At 31.4% G+C, this 18,341-nt stretch carries 17 protein-coding genes; 5 read left to right on the top strand and 12 right to left on the bottom strand.

Annotation, left to right across the window (positions count from 1 at the left end; translation table 11 throughout):
* From ACKVDP_RS12755 to ACKVDP_RS12730, 6 genes are all read right to left on the bottom strand, one after another.
* Positions 1-1,318, bottom strand: a 1,318-nt coding sequence (locus ACKVDP_RS12755; protein ID WP_409229270.1) for a recombinase family protein, incomplete at its 3' end; no start/stop codon positions are given.
* Positions 1,318-3,015, bottom strand: a complete 1,698-nt coding sequence (locus ACKVDP_RS12750) for a recombinase family protein (protein WP_409229269.1) — start codon at positions 3,013-3,015, stop codon at positions 1,318-1,320. The genes ACKVDP_RS12755 and ACKVDP_RS12750, both read right to left, overlap by 1 nt.
* Positions 3,016-4,650 carry a recombinase family protein gene (locus ACKVDP_RS12745; protein WP_409229268.1) on the bottom strand — a complete coding sequence of 545 codons (1,635 nt, stop codon included), beginning with the start codon at positions 4,648-4,650 and terminating at the stop codon, positions 3,016-3,018.
* Between the two features lie 101 nt (positions 4,651-4,751).
* Positions 4,752-5,000 carry a DUF6870 family protein gene (locus ACKVDP_RS12740; RefSeq protein WP_409229267.1) on the bottom strand — a complete coding sequence of 83 codons (249 nt, stop codon included), beginning with the start codon at positions 4,998-5,000 and terminating at the stop codon, positions 4,752-4,754.
* A gap of 419 nt (positions 5,001-5,419) precedes the next feature.
* Positions 5,420-5,836: an RNA polymerase sigma factor gene (locus tag ACKVDP_RS12735; RefSeq protein WP_409229266.1), complete on the bottom strand. Its 417-nt coding sequence runs from the start codon at positions 5,834-5,836 to the stop codon at positions 5,420-5,422.
* 265 nt (positions 5,837-6,101) lie between these two features.
* Entirely contained in the window at positions 6,102-6,665 is a 564-nt protein-coding gene (locus ACKVDP_RS12730) for a hypothetical protein (RefSeq protein WP_409229265.1), read from the bottom strand.
* Between the two features lie 308 nt (positions 6,666-6,973).
* Between ACKVDP_RS12730 and ACKVDP_RS12725 the strand changes: the two genes are divergently transcribed.
* A complete protein-coding gene (locus ACKVDP_RS12725) occupies positions 6,974-7,387 on the top strand; it encodes a helix-turn-helix domain-containing protein (RefSeq protein WP_409229264.1) in 414 nt (137 codons plus the stop codon).
* Positions 7,388-7,405: 18 nt separating this feature from the next.
* On the top strand, positions 7,406-7,975 hold the full coding sequence (locus ACKVDP_RS12720) for an ImmA/IrrE family metallo-endopeptidase (RefSeq protein WP_409229263.1): 570 nt from the start codon (positions 7,406-7,408) through the stop codon (positions 7,973-7,975).
* Between the two features lie 186 nt (positions 7,976-8,161).
* Here the strand turns inward: ACKVDP_RS12720 and ACKVDP_RS12715 are convergent, their stop codons facing one another.
* The 3 genes from ACKVDP_RS12715 to ACKVDP_RS12705 all read right to left on the bottom strand — a co-directional run bounded on the left by ACKVDP_RS12715 (position 8,162) and on the right by ACKVDP_RS12705 (position 12,677).
* The gene (locus ACKVDP_RS12715; RefSeq protein ID WP_409229262.1) at positions 8,162-9,877 is read right to left on the bottom strand and encodes a UvrD-helicase domain-containing protein; all 1,716 of its coding nucleotides are present in this window, start codon (positions 9,875-9,877) and stop codon (positions 8,162-8,164) included.
* Positions 9,856-11,934 (bottom strand): ATP-dependent nuclease, encoded by a 2,079-nt coding sequence (locus ACKVDP_RS12710; protein ID WP_409229261.1) that lies wholly within the window; start codon positions 11,932-11,934, stop codon positions 9,856-9,858. The genes ACKVDP_RS12715 and ACKVDP_RS12710 overlap by 22 nt, the downstream gene beginning before the upstream one ends.
* 194 nt (positions 11,935-12,128) lie before the next feature.
* Positions 12,129-12,677 carry a helix-turn-helix transcriptional regulator gene (locus ACKVDP_RS12705; protein ID WP_409229260.1) on the bottom strand — a complete coding sequence of 183 codons (549 nt, stop codon included), beginning with the start codon at positions 12,675-12,677 and terminating at the stop codon, positions 12,129-12,131.
* 126 nt (positions 12,678-12,803) lie between these two features.
* Here ACKVDP_RS12705 and ACKVDP_RS12700 point away from each other — a divergent pair, with 126 nt between their 5' ends.
* The 3 genes from ACKVDP_RS12700 to ACKVDP_RS12690 all read left to right on the top strand — a co-directional run bounded on the left by ACKVDP_RS12700 (position 12,804) and on the right by ACKVDP_RS12690 (position 14,954).
* Positions 12,804-13,112 carry a hypothetical protein gene (locus tag ACKVDP_RS12700; RefSeq protein ID WP_409229259.1) on the top strand — a complete coding sequence of 103 codons (309 nt, stop codon included), beginning with the start codon at positions 12,804-12,806 and terminating at the stop codon, positions 13,110-13,112.
* A gap of 205 nt (positions 13,113-13,317) precedes the next feature.
* On the top strand, positions 13,318-13,647 hold the full coding sequence (locus tag ACKVDP_RS12695; RefSeq protein WP_409229258.1) for a plasmid mobilization protein: 330 nt from the start codon (positions 13,318-13,320) through the stop codon (positions 13,645-13,647).
* Positions 13,608-14,954: a relaxase/mobilization nuclease domain-containing protein gene (locus ACKVDP_RS12690; RefSeq protein ID WP_409229257.1), complete on the top strand. Its 1,347-nt coding sequence runs from the start codon at positions 13,608-13,610 to the stop codon at positions 14,952-14,954. The genes ACKVDP_RS12695 and ACKVDP_RS12690 overlap by 40 nt, the downstream gene beginning before the upstream one ends.
* A gap of 225 nt (positions 14,955-15,179) precedes the next feature.
* On the opposite strand, the gene ACKVDP_RS12685 is transcribed toward ACKVDP_RS12690, so the two are convergent.
* The 3 genes from ACKVDP_RS12685 to ACKVDP_RS12675 form a co-directional block, all read right to left on the bottom strand.
* Entirely contained in the window at positions 15,180-16,241 is a 1,062-nt protein-coding gene (locus ACKVDP_RS12685; RefSeq protein ID WP_409229256.1) for an NAD(P)-dependent alcohol dehydrogenase, read from the bottom strand.
* A 281-nt stretch (positions 16,242-16,522) separates the two neighbouring features.
* Positions 16,523-17,785 carry an IS1380 family transposase gene (locus ACKVDP_RS12680; protein ID WP_128425473.1) on the bottom strand — a complete coding sequence of 421 codons (1,263 nt, stop codon included), beginning with the start codon at positions 17,783-17,785 and terminating at the stop codon, positions 16,523-16,525.
* Between the two features lie 193 nt (positions 17,786-17,978).
* A partial coding sequence (locus tag ACKVDP_RS12675) for a hypothetical protein (RefSeq protein ID WP_409229255.1) occupies positions 17,979-18,341 on the bottom strand: 363 nt, incomplete at its 5' end.

Here is an 18,341-nt window from a genome sequence, read left to right as displayed (position 1 = left end):
GCTTTTTAAATTTATACTTTTCATAATCACCACGCTTAAGTTTTTTTATTTGTTCATTGTCTCTACTCAGTTTGTTTAACTTGTCACTACGTATAGCATTGTTTTCCCTAGCAACATCCTCATAGGTTGATTGTAATTTACTTTGCTCAACTCCTAAATTAAATTGATGTTGAATGCTTTTTAATACTAGATCCTCTATATCTTTCATATTATAATTAAGCTCTTTGCAATCTAAAGCATGGAGTCTACCCCATCTACAATTAATATAATGATACTCTTTTGTAGGTTTACTCAACTTTAAAAACTGCATTGTATGACCACAATATTTACAGGTAACTAATCCCTTTATTGGTGATTCAATAGCATTTCCTTTAGGATATGTTCCCTGTCTAGTCTTTTTTATTTCCTGAACTCTATCAAATACTTCTTCGCTTATAATTGGTTCATGATGGTCTTCAACTACAATCCAGTCTTCTTCATCTACATAACTTCTTTTTCTAGAGCCCACCTCTTTTCTTGTAGAAACACCCTTTACTAAATAGCCAAGGTATTCACGATTAGTAGTAATGCGACTTAGTGTACTTATACTCCATCTGTGTTTTTTAGTTTCTCCTGTTTTATGCATATAACTGTAATCCATTTTCGTAAGCATCTTCTTTCTTTCAGCTGGTGTAATATCTCCATCTTCAGAAAGCTTTCTAGCTATTTTATGAAGTGATAAACCATCTAAAACCAATTGATAAATCTTTCTTACAGTTTCTGCAGCTACTTCATCAATTAAGAATTTATGCTTATTGTTAGGATCTTTCATATAACCATAAGGCGGTGCCCAAAGGATAGCCCTGCCCAACTTAGTCTGTATCCTATAGTTTGAGAGTACCTTTTCTGAAACATCTTTTGAGTAAAAGTCATTTAGGAGTGCCTTAAATGAATTATCTATTTCGCCAATTCCTCCAACTGTATCCTTGCTATCATAGTTATCATTGACTGAGATGAACCTAACATTCATAAAAGGGAATATCTTTTCAAGGTATCTGCCTAGCTCAAGATAGTCTCTTGTAAATCTTGAAAAGTCCTTTACTATTATACAATTTATATTTCCAGATTTTACTTCACTTAATAAACTTGCAACACCTGGCCTTTCCATATTAGTTCCAGTAAATCCATCATCTATAAACTCTTCTGTCTTACATCCAACAAGTTCTTCACTTCTTTGAATATAGGAATCAATAAGAAGTCTTTGGTTCACGATACTAGAGCTTTCATCTTTATTAAACAAATCTTCATTGGATAATCTTAAATATTTTGCAACTCTCATTATCTCTGAACCTCCCTTCTCATCGAATCTTCAAAGTCTGGCTTGCATAAGAAGTCAATTTTCACTTGTCTATCTTTTCTTAATGTAATCCTTTCAATGAAGTTATCCAAAACATCTTCTGTAAGATTTTGAATCTTCCTAGTATCAATAAGTTTCTGCCATTCTTTTAGATAAGTTTGATAGTTTTCATTAATTGCTATCTTCTTTAAGTCAAGAATATGAAGTTTCTCAGATATATCCTTTTGGATGTTTTTATTATCCTCTTTAAGAGCTAAAAACTCTTTCTTTGTTATCTTTCCTTTGACAAAGCTCTCATATAATAAGCGGAATGCATCTTTCATATTATTGAAATCTCTATTTGATTTTATTAGTTCCTTTTCATAATAGTAGAATTGAGTCTTAAAATATTGTGTATTTGCAGTTTCAATATCCTCTTTATTTAATTTTGCATACTCCAATAAATGATTAATAGAGTTCAATACTACTTCATCTAATTCATCTTCATAGATCTGATTTCTACAAGGTTCAATTCCGTCTCCATTATCTTTCTTGCATTCAAGTTTATAGTATCTATCTTCAATTCCACCATGCCTTTTCATTACGTAAGAAAACTGAGGGATTGGCCTTCCACAGTGACCACAATATAAAAGATTACTATACTTCTTCTCCTTTTTTATTGGGAAATCTGTTCTCACATCCATAAGTCCTGTATTTACCTTTCTCTGTTTTCTCTCCTTCTGTAATGAATCGAAGAAATCTCTATCAACAATCGCTTCATGGGTATCAAGAACAACAATATATTCATTTTCATCAACCAATTTTTGTTTTTGTCCTTTTGCAAGATTTTGAGACTTTATTCCCTGAACCATATCTCCTTTATAAACTTCATTTCTTAGAATCTTAGCTACAGTTCCATAAGTCCATTTAGGATCTTCCTCATTTCTAAAAAGCCTTCCTGTTTTATAATGAACCATCGGTGGTGTAAATTCTCTTCGATTGAGCTCTTGTGTCAATTGTTTTACAGTAAGCCCTTCTGATGTTAACTTAAACATCAATTTTACTATTTGTGCAGTTTCAGACACCAATTCTAATTTTTGCCCACCTTCAACTTTAATAACTCTATATCCATAAGGTGGAACAGAACCTACAAACAAACCTTGTTCCATGCGAATTCTCTTTGCAGATTTAATTTTATTAGAAATATCCTTAGCATACATATCATTAATTAAATTCTTTAATATAACCTCTAGGGGCTTGCCAGATGACATTTCCTTTGCCGTATCAAACTTATCATTTGCTGAAATAAAACGAACTCCTAGAAAAGGAAATACTGTCTCAATATAATCTCCTACTTCTAAATACTCTCTTCCAAGCCTCGACAAATCCTTTACGATAATACAATTAATTTTTCCTAATCGAATATCACCCATCATCTCTTTAAAAGCAGGTCTTTCAAAATTCGTTCCTGAATACTCATAGTCGGTGTAAATTTCAGTAATAGTAATATCTGAATTATCTTCAACATAATCTTCAGCAATAGCAATTTGCCCATTGATTGAATTTGATAAATCTCTATTAGCATCATACTTATGATCTCTTGAAAGTCTTGCATAGACTCCAGCAATATAAACTCTTTCTATCTTTTTTGATTCAACTTGTTTTTTTACTTCAATATGTCTTTTACTTGTTCTGGCCATTTATATTGCCTCCTTTAATACTTTTTCTTTATAGGAAGCTAATATTTTTTCAAGATAAGCATGTTCTTCTTGTTCATGAAAAACTACTTCTAAAGCTTTATCTTCACTAACAAGTATCTTGTCAACTGCTGAGATTAGGATATTTCTTGTAACAATCTTTATTTCTTTAAAAGTTTCTAATTCTCTTAAATAGGATTCAGCATTTCTTATATTTTTTATTACCTTTGCTAATAGTTCTTCCTGTTTCTTTATTGCGTTTTCTGCATCTTGAGTCTTTATAGTATAGATAGTTCTAAATCTAGCAAATTCATTTTCGTCAATAATCCCTTCTTTTAAATCATCATATAATGCAGATTTTAAAGCTCGATACTTCTTTGCACTTAACTCAAGCCTAATTAATTTTTCATCATGACTAGAAAAATCCTCTTCTTCTAATTGCTGCAATTTAAGCTCTATAATCTTTTCATAAAGATTAGTTGTATATACAAAGTAGTAATTTAATATATCAACCAGCACTTTTTCTAAATCTTCTTGCTTTATGCTATGTCTAGTACATTCTTTTTTCTTATTATAGGTAGAGCAAATATAAAATACAGTTTCCTTTCCTTTATATCTATTAACTCTTCTAATTAAGCTTGAACCACAATCCTTACAATAAAGCATTCCTGAGAACAAGTGAGGATTATCAGATTTTTCATCTAGATACAAATCTCTATTACACATATCTTGAACCCTTTCAAACACATCTTTAGAAATAATAGGTTCATGTGCATCTTCTACAACTATCCAATCAGATTCATTAGCTTTAATTCGTTTATCTATTTTATAGTTTATTTTAACTCTCTTACCTTGCTCCAATATGCCTATATAGACTTTGTTCTTTAAAATTCGTCCCACATTTTTTGCATTCCACTTTGAATCTATGCCATTTGAAAATCCAGATATAAAATTACTTCCGTTATCTTGCTTATATGAAAGTGGTGACAGATATCCTAGCTCATTTAGTTTAGTAGCTATCCCTTGATTAGAATATCCTTCTAGCTTTGAGTTGAATATTAGCTTGACTACTTGAGCAGCTCTTTCATCAATAATAAGGCTATTCTTTTTTTCAGGATGTTTCCTATAACCATAGGTTGCAAAAGCACCGATAAATTCTCCTTTTTTTCTTTTAATTTGTTGACTGCTTTTAACCTTGGTAGAAATATCCCTACAATAACTATCATTAACGAAGTTCTTTACAGGTAACACTAAATGTGATTCAGCTGTATCCGCAGTAATGCTATCATAATTGTCATTAACAGCTATAAATCTAATATTCTTTGCTGGAAATACCTTTTGAATATACTTACCTGATTCGATGTAATCTCTTCCAAAACGAGATAAATCCTTTACGATAATACAATTTATCTTTGCACTGTTTACATCTTCCATCATCTTAATGAAAGAAGGACGCACGAAAGTCGCCCCACTATAGCCATCATCGATGTATTCATCAACAATTTTCAAGTCGAGACGATCCTTTGCATACGCCCTTAATAAATTTCTTTGATTAGTAATACTATTGCTTTCTCTCTTACCTTCTTCGCCATCATCTTTAGAGAGTCTAAGATATATGGCTGCATTATACATAGTCATATCCATTCCTCCTATTTTCTTCAAGCAAGAAAGAAGGAATTGCTATGACCTTACCTCTTGCCAATAGTATACATCAAAATGTCTTTAATTGCAAACTGATTTTACACTGTTGGCTCCACGAGGCTTCTAACATAATTTTCTGCTTGTTCAGCTATAGATTCTCCTTTACCATTAAAACTCAAAATCACTTTAAAACCGTTGGTCTTTAAGTGAAATGGGTAAGGAGTCATTTGACATAACTGATTAAATTTATCCTCAACCGGAAGAGAGGGATCAATACGAATATCTTCATAATCTAATACTTCATCCCAATCTACTTCCTTAAAATCAGTTTGAGTTAATTCATTCATCTTCATCTCTCCCTTATGATTTAAAATAGTTTTTTGACATAACAGACGGCGATTTGGAATATCGCTCCATGGGAATTTCACCCGGTCTCATACTTATGAGTGCCCCGTACTCATTGCCTGTGACGGCTCACGAAATTATATTCGCTTCAACGCTCGGACTGTGACTATACGGAAGTATCATTATCTCTATATTTTCTTCAAATGTTTCCATACTTTTCTCTTCTATTATCGATTCCAGAAAATATCCTATTTGAATTATTTAATAAATAACTTCATTTTCATGGTGATGTAATACAAAAGAACGGAAGCATATAGATTAATGTGTCTGCTCGGTCTATTCTATTTTCAAAGTTCATTTTCCAAGGGAAAATACCCCCTCACTTGTAAGCCGATTTTGAGGGGGTAATGTAAACCTATTTCTAAATATTTTTTAAAATTTCTTTAAGTTTCTTAAGAATTGAGTCTCTTCTCTTGGCAATCATTGAATGTGATATATCTCTTTCTTCTGCAGCTTCTCTTAGAGATTTTTCCCTAAAAAATAAATCGAGCACCAATTCTCTTTCATCATCATTAAGAGAACTTAGTGCTCGATATAATTCTTCTATCATTAACTTTGTTTCTACAATTTGTTCAACATCTATTGAATCATCCCTTATGCAGTCTTCATAATTATCATCTTTTCTGTCAAACTTATTGTATTTAATTAAACCATGTTTCAAATCTCTTTCTTCCAAGTATCTTTCACGTCTATACATCTTATAATAAGTCTTGTAAATCTCCTTACTCACAGATATAGCCTTACCATCAATAAAAATTAAATATTTTCTTTCCTTCATTTTTACTTCCTCCTTAAATTTGTTATTTACATTCAAATTTAAGGAGGAAGGAGGAGCTCTTATTGTTTTCATCTTGATTTTGGGCACAAAAAAAGCCACAGGTTTCAATTCCCGTGGCCTTGCCAGTCCTTTCTATATATTTAGCATTTTTAGCAAAAAATTCCTATGCCATTATATATAGTCTAGACTAGATGAAATCTCATTACAGTACCAAAGCTATTCCCATTTAATCTTATTTAAGTCTCAATTTAATCTCACTTTATTATCATAAAGTATCTAAATACGGATTAATGCTTTCTGCTACTCTTGGTAATTTTTCAAATTCTTCTAGTACTTTTTTTATTTCTGGTATTGCATATCCAAAGAGCATATTTGAATATACTATTACTGCCTGATTTTGATATCTATAATATGTTGACCGAGATATATTTAGCATCTCACTAATTTGTTCATTTGTTTTATAAGCACTATTAAAATATTTTAATTTAAGTAATTCTGCATATATCTCACCTTTATCTGGATAATTTTCAAGACGAGTTAAGGCTAAATCCATTAAATTTAATAATAGGATACTTACATTTGTATCAATTAAACACTCTTCAATTTTTACTACATTTACAAAGGGATCAACTTCTAAGACACTTAATACTATATCCTGTAAATCATGTCGGTTTGAATCATAAAAATATTCTTCTAATGACTGAACCCTATCCTGTATAAAGAAATCTACATTTCTATAGAGTTTCAGAAGGAGTTTTGTATTATGATAAAATTTATTATGTTCTTCTCCTCTTCTTTGTTCACCTATTTTAATATCCGTTCCTTTCATCTAATCTCCTCCCAAAACAAATTTTGACATACTCTTTTCAGAGGCTCCATCTATTGTGGAGACTGCCTCCCGTAATACCCATTCCGGAATACAACAGGTTAATTTTTCCCTTGACATTCTAAATCTCCCCTTATTCTTTTAGTGTCTAAACGTCTTGACTTTTTAAGACATTGAGTGTACAATTATTTCATAAGAACATTCGTTTGTGTTTATTATAAGTCATTAAATGTCCATAGTCAAGTCTCATTTTATTATTTAAGTCATTAAGTGACTTGATATGCTATTAGATGAGAGAAAGGAGCCTTTTTATGAATTTCGGAAAAAAATTGCGGGATTTAAGAGAAGCAAAAAATTTAACCCAACAAGAACTCGCCGACCAGGTAGGAGTATCTTTAAAAACCATCTCACGATATGAAACAAATGAATCACATCCTCGATATAGAGAAATATATGATAAATTAGCTGAAGTTTTAGATACAACACATGATTATCTCGTAACAGATGAGGATGATTTTGTTCTTAACGCTAGGGAATTATATGGTTCCAAGGGAGCTAATGATGCTCGAGAAATGGTAGATGGAGTAATTGGACTAATGGCTGGAGGAGAAGTACCAGAAGAAGATAAGAAAGCTATTTTGGATGCTATCCAAGAAGCTTATTATATGGCTAAGACAGAAAATAAAAAATACACTCCTAAGAAATATCGAAAGGACGATATGTAATCAAGGAGAGTGATAAATATGGCTGTTTCCTACGATGAAATTTATAAAGACACAGTGAAACTTTATCGACAACATGGCACTAGAGATCCTAAAACCATTCTTGAAAATAGAGGGGTTAATTTTGTTGCTTTCAATCAGAACACAAAACTATTAGGGATGTATAAGGTCATTAAAAGAAATAGATTTGTTTTTTATAATCCTTATGTAGACGAAAACCTATTAAGAATGGTATTAGGACACGAGCTAGGCCATGATTTATATCATCGAAAGTATGCATCTAATGGTGCTCTAATTGAATATCAATTATTTAATATTAATTCAGCTATGGAACTAGAAGCTAATATTTTTGCTGCACATCTTCTATTAGATGAAGGTGAAATAATTGAGTTTATCTATGAAGGCTATACCTATGACCAACTCGCATCAACTTTCAATGTTAATGTAAATCTCATGATTTTTAAATTAAATGAAATGCATAGAATGGGACTACCCATAAGAAAAGGGGATCTGGCTAATAGGAAGTTTTTTGTAGAAATTGATGGAAAAGATCCTAAGAATATGGATAGTTCTTTTCATAGTGATATTTAAATTCTATTAACAATCGGATGGACGTTAAATTCAGTTTTAAAATATTTCACTAGAGTAAGGGGTTAAAATAAAAATCCAATAAGGTATGTTACCAGTAACTACTTATTAATAAATACTTACTGGTAACAATTGGCACTCCAAAACATGAGCATTATCAAATAACGTTAGTTTTTTAATTGGATTTTTCTAATTATTTTTTATATAAATTACATCAAACCCTACTTTTTCTAATTTGTATTTGTTTTGTTCAGATAATTTGGGCACATTTATAAATAGGTTCTCCATAGCTCTACTTAGAGCAACATAATAAACTCTATTCTCCTCTTTATTTAGATTTGGGTTTAATAAAAATTGCAAATTTTTTTCCTCATCAAAATCAAATTTTCCTGATGGAATAATTACTAATACACTTTTAAATTCACCCCCTTTACATTTATGTATTGTCCTATGTAAACTATCATCATCATTTAATTTTACGCTAATTGCAATTTTTTCATATTTTAAATGACTATAATATTCATTAATCTTACCACTTGTTATTTTGTGTTTTATACCATTGTGACCTGCTATATAGTTATTATAAAAATACTTAATTGTACCTTCTCTATAATTATCATATTCATTTACAAGTCTCTTTAAATTTGTCAAAATTTCTTTATCTCCAAAATTATTTATTTTTCTATAAGCTTTTTTCATATATTTTAATGCATCTTTTATTTTGCCTTGAATACAATGCTCTATGGCAATTATTGTATATGTTATTATCCATCCCCTATCGTCGTTACTATCTCTAAATATAGGCTCATTAATATCTTCTGAATCGAAAAAGAACTCATATTTCAGTTTCATTGCATTGGACACATCATTTCTATATGATAATGTGTAAAGCTTTTTATCTTTAGATAATCTAACGGCTTCATAATATGCATCCAGAAAATTTCCTACAAGTATACACGGAACTTTTCCTGTTTTACCACTTGGACTAATTTGCTTAAATTCTACATCATTCCTTACATGATTTAAAATTTTAATAATTTCCTCTGTACTTCTATGATTATTTTCAAGTTTATATAAATTTGCAGCTTCTAAATCAAAATTAATAAATTCTTGTACATCTGATCCTTGAAAAGAAAATATAGCTTGTCCATAATCACCAATTACACCAATTACTGTTTCTTTATTAGCAATCATCTTCAGAATTTTCGATTGGATTGGACTTGTATCTTGAAATTCGTCAACAAATATATATGGAAATTTCGCTCGCAATATTTCCAAAATACGGCTATTCCCTAACAGTATCTTATAACTTAAATATAAAATATCATCATGTGATATTAGAGCTTTTTCCCAACATACTTTCTTATATTCTATTAAAGAATCATTACTTATCATCAATTTACTTGGATACTTAAACCTTAAAAGAATTTCTTCATCTTCAACTACCCATCTCAAAGTAACTAACTCTTTCTTTAATTTATCAAAGTCTCTAACATATTGTTGACCTGTACGTTCTAACCACTCTTTCATAAGACTGAATCTTGGCATTATTTCATCATGACCATCAACCTCTGGCAGAGGTATGGAATATTCATCATTAATAACCCACAAATACGGTTTCACAACATGTTTATAAAGAAAACTATGAATGGTACTTACCTCAACTTCGTTAACCGCATTTGATAATCTTTTATTAATGGTATCTACTCCTATATTGGTATAAGTAATGCATGCAATCTTTCTACCATCTTTTAAACGATTAGAATTTGTAATAACATTTTTTATATGATTAACTATAAATCTAGTTTTTCCCGATCCTGGACCCGCATAAAGCTTAAAATGGGTTTCAATATTATTTATTAGTTCATTACTACTTTCTAATACTACTGTTCTTGATAAATCCATTTTATCGCCTCACTTATATAAGTTGGAATATTGAAATCAAAGCAAGATTCACCTCTACATTTTCTTATATAGTTTTCAGAAATAACATAAGCCAACTCCTGTGCAACAGCTCCTTTTTTAATTGATAATAAATATCTTGATGCAACTATATGAATTATATTTTCTTTGTTGTCAAAATACCCCTGGTCAATTTGTAAAGAAACTAATTTCTTGAATCTCCCTTTTCTTATTATTTCCAAAAAGCTATAAACACCTTTTCCGTCTTGAATCGCTTCCATTAAATCTTTAATTTCTTTAGAGTTTTCTACTGATGTGGTTATTAATTGTTTAGTTGTTGGATTGTTTAAAATAATATCATATTCAAACGTATTGCTAACTCCTTGTTCTTGAGAATAAACTCTAATATAGTCCTCATCTTTATAATCCAAATACTTATCCACAATTTTATTAGAACATTCCTTGTATTCATATTCTTCATCACTGTTAAATTCAAGAGGTAAACATTTTTCCCAATATTTTCCTCCCTTTTTCTTCTTTACTGGATCTACATCTGTTATGCATGCTATCTTTTTCTTAATTGCATAATTACTATTGGCTGTATCAAATAGTTTTAAAAAATGCTCAAAATACCTCCCACCTAAATTTATAATAGATGTGTGAGAATCTACAAGATCTTTGTCAATCATCCTTGCAAACTCAGGTATAAGTAATTGTTCAGAAATTCCTTCTACAAAGATTATGTTTTTAGCAAAAAGCATATCTGATTTTGTAACATCTAAAAATCTTTGAACATAATTCTTTGAAATAATATCTTCTTCACTATCGGTAAATACTTTTCCAGGATATGCAATGTTTATCTCATCTTTATCCTTACATAAAACTATCAAATCATCTAATTCAACAGCTGCCGTTATATTAGGGGAATGGGATGTAATAAAAATTTGTCTTACTTGATTTTCTTGATTTTTCTTTAAAAACTTTAAAAACTTGTATTGCATATTTGGATGTAGATGAGCCTCTGGTTCTTCAATTGCTAAAATTGAAAAACTCTTTGCATTACTGCCTAGATATTCTCCAGATGAATCCTTTTGCATCTTTGCTAGTAAAAGAGATATGTATATTAAATTATTATAACCTAGCCCATTTTGATTAACCGGAACTTTAAATCCTGTTTCATCTTCAACAATTAATTTCAATGCTGAATATAGTTCTGTGTCAAGTATCCTACCCTCAAACGCTGGATGTAGGTTATCAAATGCTGCTCCCGTTTCTTCAGCATATTTTAGCATATATTTTTTACCTAACTTCATTCTTTCTTGTAAAGACTTAATTAATTTATCAGCATCCTTTGTAAAATTCCTTTTTCTACTTTGGATTTCCTCTATTTTTTTACTTTTTTCCATATTAGTGTCTATCTTAATTTCATAATCAATAAAAAAATCAATAACCTCTTTTAACAAAGAATTTTTACCTGTAAATAAGTCTCTTTCTACATCCCGTATTGCAGTTAGAAACTGAAAATCAAATTTTTTTATAGTTTCTGGTTCAACTATAGTTTTATGTTCTGGATTTCCTATGTAAATTTTATATATGTATTTTTTTATAAAATTATATTCTATTTCACGCCAATAATCATATACATCATCACTGTCAATATTATTAATAATTTTCTTGTAATCCTTTTCTTCTTTTTCAGGAAGAAAAAACTCATAGGTTATTAAAGCTTCATAAGGTTGCTCTAATTTTGTAAGCCAAGTAGAAACTGTAATTAAATCCTCCGAATATTCTTCTTCATCATTAGATTCAGTTAGTTTTGCTGTTATAGTAATTTTGGGAGGGGCTTTTTTTAATTCTTCAATACTAATCTTTTTGTTAAAATCATCTATACTCAAACTTTTCGATTTGCCATCACCAAATATTAATTCCAAAGCTTTAATAATAGAAGTTTTACCTACATTGTTATGGCCTATTATTATATTAGTCCCATCATTAAAATATATTGATTTTTCATCTTTAAATATCCTAAAATTTTCTAGTGATAATTCAGAAATATACAAATTATTCCTCCTAACCTTTTACTTTCTTTTAATATGTTTTAATCAGATCTACTTCAAATTCCTACTAATATTAATCCGTAACTACCATCTTTTATTTATGATTAGGCTATAATAAAAAAGACAGCCCATCACACCTAAAGCTGTCCCACTTGCAATGTCAATAAACTATTCTCCTGGTTATTATTAAAATTAGACTACCTAATTTGCTCTATATCTAAAACCTTAATGTCCCTTGAATTTATTTTTAAAGAAATACCAGCATCATTAACTACAACTTTCTCTGGTATCCCTACTACTTCTTCATATCCCTTTAATAGAATTTGGATTTCCCTTTCATTCAAAATTGCAGAATGTAATTCTTCTATTATCTGATTAGTTCTACCATCTTTAAACTCAAATGATAACCATCCTTTAGATGATTCTAATAAAGACTTTTCCACTGTATTAACCATATATTCTACTTGTTCTTCAGATACTGTATCAGTTCCAATTACTTTCTTTAGGATTTCTTCCTGACTTTTTAATGATGTTTTCTTGTTTTTATTTTTAAATTCATCATCAACTTTATACCCTCCACTGACTCCCCTTTTACTATGAATAGGAATCCCCATGTCATTTAAATATTGTACATCTCTTGCAATGGTTTTAGGTGTAACATTGAATTCTTTTGCTAATTCATCTGCGGATAACCAATCAGCTTGAAAAAGCATCATTAACAATTCAAGTCGGCGATCTGTTTTCAATTTATTTCACCTCTTCTAGAAAACTTTGTTTATAATATTATATATTATGGACAATGATTTGTCTATTATCTGTTGACAACAGACATTATAATGTCTATAATTATACTAAGTACTGGAGGGATCAAAATGAAACTAATAGGGAATTTTCTTTTAATGATTCTAAAAATATTCTTGCTTCCACTACTCCTAATTTCATTCTTAAGTTCACTACTATTAGGAGCAGTTGGTATCATAGGTAAGGTTGCCTTATCTTTATTAAATCTGTTTATTCTAATAGGTATAATTGGATCTATTATGCAAGGGGATTCTGAATTTATTTATGGACTCGGATTATTATTTGTAATTGCTACGACCTTCCTGTTATTTGATTCTATACAATTGTTCTTTGCAAGAATTAGTGGCAAATTAACAGGTTTTCTTTGGTATTGGTTTTAATCTCAAATACTAGCATTAGCTAGCTTCTTTCATAAGATAGCTATTATAAACGAATAAGAACTAAGAAAAAGAATAGTAGCAAGCACAGGAAGTGAGTACCAACTTCCGAAAATCTCTCATTTTCCTACTACTGAAAAATGTTGATTGCTTGTTGGTGAAGTCTCCCCAAACCCCTCTAATAAAGAAAATGAAAGGAGAGCACATATTGGCAAATAGGGAAAGAAAAAATCAAATGAAATTCTATGCAAGTGATGAAGAAAAAGACTTAATTGATGCCAAAATGAAAGCTGCTGGTATGTCAAATTTTGGTGCCTATGCACGAAAGATGATGATTGACGGACAAATTTTTAATATAGATAATGCTCCATTAAGAGAAGCTGGGCCTCTATTAAGTAGATGCTCTTCTAATATAAATCAAATCGCAAAGAGAGTAAATTCTACTAATTCAATTTATAAAGAAGATATAGATGAGATAAAGGAGATGATGAATGAGATATGGCAGTTACAAAAATCCATCCTATCAAGTCTACCTTAAAATCTGCATTAGATTATATTATGAATGCAGATAAAACAGACCATGAAATATTAATATCCTCATATGCTTGTGGGCATCAAACAGCATACTTAGAATTTGAAAACACCAAAAATTCCTGGAATAGTACAGTCAAAAATTTAGCAAGGCATCTTATTCAATCTTTTGATCCTGAAGATGATATTACACCAGAAGTAGCTCATGAAATAGGACTCAAATTGGCTGAAGAAATATTAAATAATAAATATGAATTTGTTATAAGCACTCATGTAGATAAGGGGCATATTCATAATCATATTCTTTGGAATAATTTGAGTTATGAAGATGGAAAAGCTTATATTTCAAATAAAAGAACATACAGAAAAATTCGTGAAGCTAGTGATAATCTTTGTCTTGAATATAATCTCCATGTAATAGATGGAGAGTCTAAAATAAAAGGAAAATCATACAAGGAATTACAGGAAACAAAGAAAGGCACATCATGGAAATCCCAGCTTAAATATGCTGTTGACAATGCAGTTAAACGTGCAAATGATTGGGAAGACTTTCTAAGGATTATGCAACAAATGGGATATGAAATAAAAGAAGGAAAATATATTTCTTTCAGAGCAAAAGACCAAACTAGATTTACAAGATCCAAGACCATTGGTGATTACTATACAGAAGAAAAAATTAAAGAAAGAATTAACAATAGACAAAAACAACGAGCTTACAAGTACTCTAAAGAATTGTCTGTTGAAAAGATTATTGATATAAAAAATAATGAAAAGGCTAAAATTATTAAGGGTTATGAGATATGGGCTAAACAGCACAATCTTAAGAATATTGCTAAAACTTTAAGAGTAATGAATGAATTAAATATAGTCACTGTTGATGATTTATATAAATCCTCAAAAGAACAAAATATGGATTTAACTTTACAATCCCGGAAGATAAAGGATATAGAAAACAAGGTAAATCAACTTGCTAAAAGGGGTAAGGATTTACAAACTTATAAAAATTACTATGAGCTTTATGAAGATTATCAAAACTCTAGTGATAAGGGAGAGTTTTATAGAGCAAATACTGATAAGATTATATTATTTGAAGCTGCTAAGAATGCATTAGGAGATTCCTTTGAATTATCTGAACTTGAGGATATTTCTCTAATAAAAAACGAACTTCAAAAATTGAAATACGAAAAAAATGTAGAAGCTGAAAAATATAGAAAGCAAAAAAACAAAGTCTCCGAATTGAATCTATTAAGAACCAATTTAGAGACTTATATGGAGTGGCAAGAGCCAGTTATTGAAGAGAAAAGGGAGCATTAATTAGTTCCTTTGATAACTATAAGGTTCAATCATAAAAATCTATCCCATCTTCAGTATTTACCAGATGTCATATATTCGGTGAAACTTTGATCAAAAATTAGCTCAGTGTTTCACCTAAGTTACAATGTCCTCATATGTTAGATATTAAAATAAATCTTTAAATCCTACCCAAAACGTCGGGGACGGTTCTTTTTGTTTTAAACAAAAAGAACCGTCCCCGCTTGTTTAATACTTGATAGTAATAACTGGCTTGATCAAGTCAACTGGCTTCCTATGCATAAGATCTAAGGCTTTATCCAAACTCTCCATGCCCTCAAATCTGTGGGTAAGCAGTTTTGATGGATCCAAACGGCCAGCCATGATCAAGTTAGCTAGTCTTTCAGTTCTCATTCTACCTGCTGGCATCAATCCACCCACTATTTTAATGTGGCCCATACCAACTCCCCATTCAACTCTTGGTATTTCAATATTCTCACCACTACCCAGGTAATTTATGTTTGAGATTATCCCTCCAGGTTTTATGACTTTTACACCGGTTTTGAATGTTTCCAAGCCTCCTCCTGCAAGAATAACCTTGTCAACACCCTTACCCCTTGTAAGTGACATAACCTGCTCTTCTATTGGACCTTCCTTGTAGCTGATTATGTCTGTGGCACCGTACTCTTTTGCAACTTCAATGCAGTTAGGTCTTGTGCCCACAGCTAATATTCTAGCTGCCCCCTTCAAAGCAGATCCTGCAACCGCCATCAATCCCACAGGACCAATTCCAACTACCAATACATCTTCTCCATAAGTTACTTCAGCCATCTCTGCACCATGAAAACCTGTTGGAACCATATCACTAAGCATTGTTCCCGTTGCTGGGTCCATACCTTCTGGCAATAGGGCCAGGTTTGCATCTGCTTCGTTAACGTGGAATAGTTCTCCAAAAACTCCATCTTTGAAATTTGAGAATTTCCATCCTGAAAGCATTCCCCCTGAGTGCATGGCAAATCCTCTTTGGGATTCCAGCGCCCCCCAATCAGGAGTGATTGCCGGTACTAAGACCTTATCACCAACTTTAAAGTCATTGACCAACTCACCAACTTCAACTATCTCTCCAACAGCTTCGTGCCCAAGTATCATGTCTTCCCTCTCCCCAAGTGCACCTTCATATACAGTGTGTATATCAGATGTGCAAGGAGCCAATGCAATTGGACGGCAAATGGCATCCAAGGGCCCGCATTTTGGAGCATCTTTCTCAACCCAACCAACTTCACCGATTCTCTTCATTGCAAAACCTTTCATTTTGAAGCCTCCTTCACTGATACTTAAGTAGCCTGCTCAGCATAAATATGCTGTCTTACTCCCTAAATTCTACGTCGCTTTACGAAAACCATTAAACATCGATATTTCCGATGAACCTACGAAGAATTCAAGTAGTTGCTTCTACATTTTAACATTTCATGCACCCCCTTTCAACAAAATCATTTCTAATACTCTTATAGCACTTGATTTTGAAAGCGCTTAATAAGCCCCTTATTGAAGCAACATTAGACCTGAAATATTAAGGATATTCTTTTCAAAACTCAACATAAACATTTTTCATACACTTCCTTATAAGGAAATTTTTCAGACAGTTTCATAATGACAGACCTAGCCGTTTTAATAATTTTGGCAGCAAGAAACACGTATTTCAGACGGAATGTTTTGATTTGCTGTCTGTATTCAGACACGGCAAGGTAGTCAAACTTAAATAACAGAAACAGATTGTATGATAACATCATCATTTGAAAGACTGCTTCATTTGCCCAAAATGATTTTAGCAGAAGTTGACCCACTGCCATGTCGTATTTAGCTTCTTTGATATAATTTTCAGCGTTCCCACGCTTTTCATATGAGATAACCACCGCTTCTGACAGCAATTTTGTATTTGTCACAAAGAAAAAATACTCGTACTCATAGCCTTCTAAAAGTGATAATTGCGCTCTCTCTTTTTCTGGTTTTAGTACGCGAGATACTACAAATCTTCTTTTTTTCTCCCACTTATCTAACTTCGTAAACAATTCTGTAGTTTCTCTACCTTCTGTACCCTTAACGAATGGAATGGATAAATCCGCCACCTGAGATGTAAGTGTTGAATAAGCTTTTGCTTTGATTAAGTATTTGCATCCAAGAGACTCGATTGTTTCAATGATTTCTTCATCAAAGTAACCACTATCCATTCGAAATAAAATTTCTAAGTCGTCTTTTTTCAGGGTAGCTACGATTTCTTTAATCAGTTCAGCAGCACCATTTGCAGTGTAAGTATTGCCACTTCTAAAAAACCCAGTGACGAATGCTTTCAATTCGTCGCAAAATGCAAACTGGATATTGTAGCACCTGTTGCCTAGCTTTTTAGGATTGTATCCTTTGGTAGCGCCTTCTTGATGGCCTTCTACGTTTATAACACTGCTATCAATATCAATAGTGATGGATGTCAGTTTGCTTTTAGACAGTAGTTTTTTGAATACTTTGAAGTTGATTTCTCTGAACATTTGTGTTGTCTTAAAGTTGAATTTCCCCAAGAACCTTGATACTGTTTCAGGTTCTTTTACAGAAATATCGAATTCACGAACGAGCGGATCGGTTTTTAAGAGCTTCAAACGTTCTAGCTTATCTATACCTATAAAATGTCCACAGAGCATGGTCTTAATATGATTCATTTTGATTTTGTTTACAGAGTCACTCTCAAAGATGAGATTATTTTCAATCATCTCAAAAATGGCATTGTTTTTTACATTCTCTAGCAGAAGGAAAAGTCCTGCATTTGAGGTTAGATTCTTAGCATTAAAATCAATTTTATTAATCATAGGCCATCTCCTTCGCAGCGTTTCTATTGCTATATTCTTACCCAATGAGCAAGGCAAAAAACGTATAAATAGTATCTTTCTGCTATTGTTTTCTTTCACCCAATGGGTGAAAGATCGGTTTTGGCTTAATCATTATTACAACTTGCTTTAAGGGCTATTTCGATGTCTCACACGTCGAATCTAGGATCCTTATTTATTCTAGTATCATACTAAACATTTCTTTTATATAATCTTCTGATTCCATAAATAATACATGGTTGTCTTTCCATCCTTCCTTAGTTATTGTTTTATCAGACATATCTAAATACTTAGTTGTGGAGAGAATAAAAGATTCTAATATAGGATTTATTCCATCAATAGGCCCAAGTTGTTCTTCGAATTCTTTTATTTTTTTATGCAAAACTACTTTTTCTCCGTTGATACTTTCTCTCATCATGCCATGAGGCTCTATAAAAACCATATGGTAGCTGGCTCCTGTATTAACCCACATAATAAAATCTGGATAAAATCCATTGTCAGCAAAAAAACCAATACCTCTTCTGCTTATATTCCTAAT

This window comes from Gudongella ferriphila (genome assembly GCF_046224405.1).
Classification (GTDB): Bacteria; Bacillota; Clostridia; order Tissierellales; family Tissierellaceae; genus Gudongella.
The sequence above is the reverse complement of the archived record's forward strand: the minus strand, read 5'-3'. Positions and strand labels throughout refer to the sequence as shown.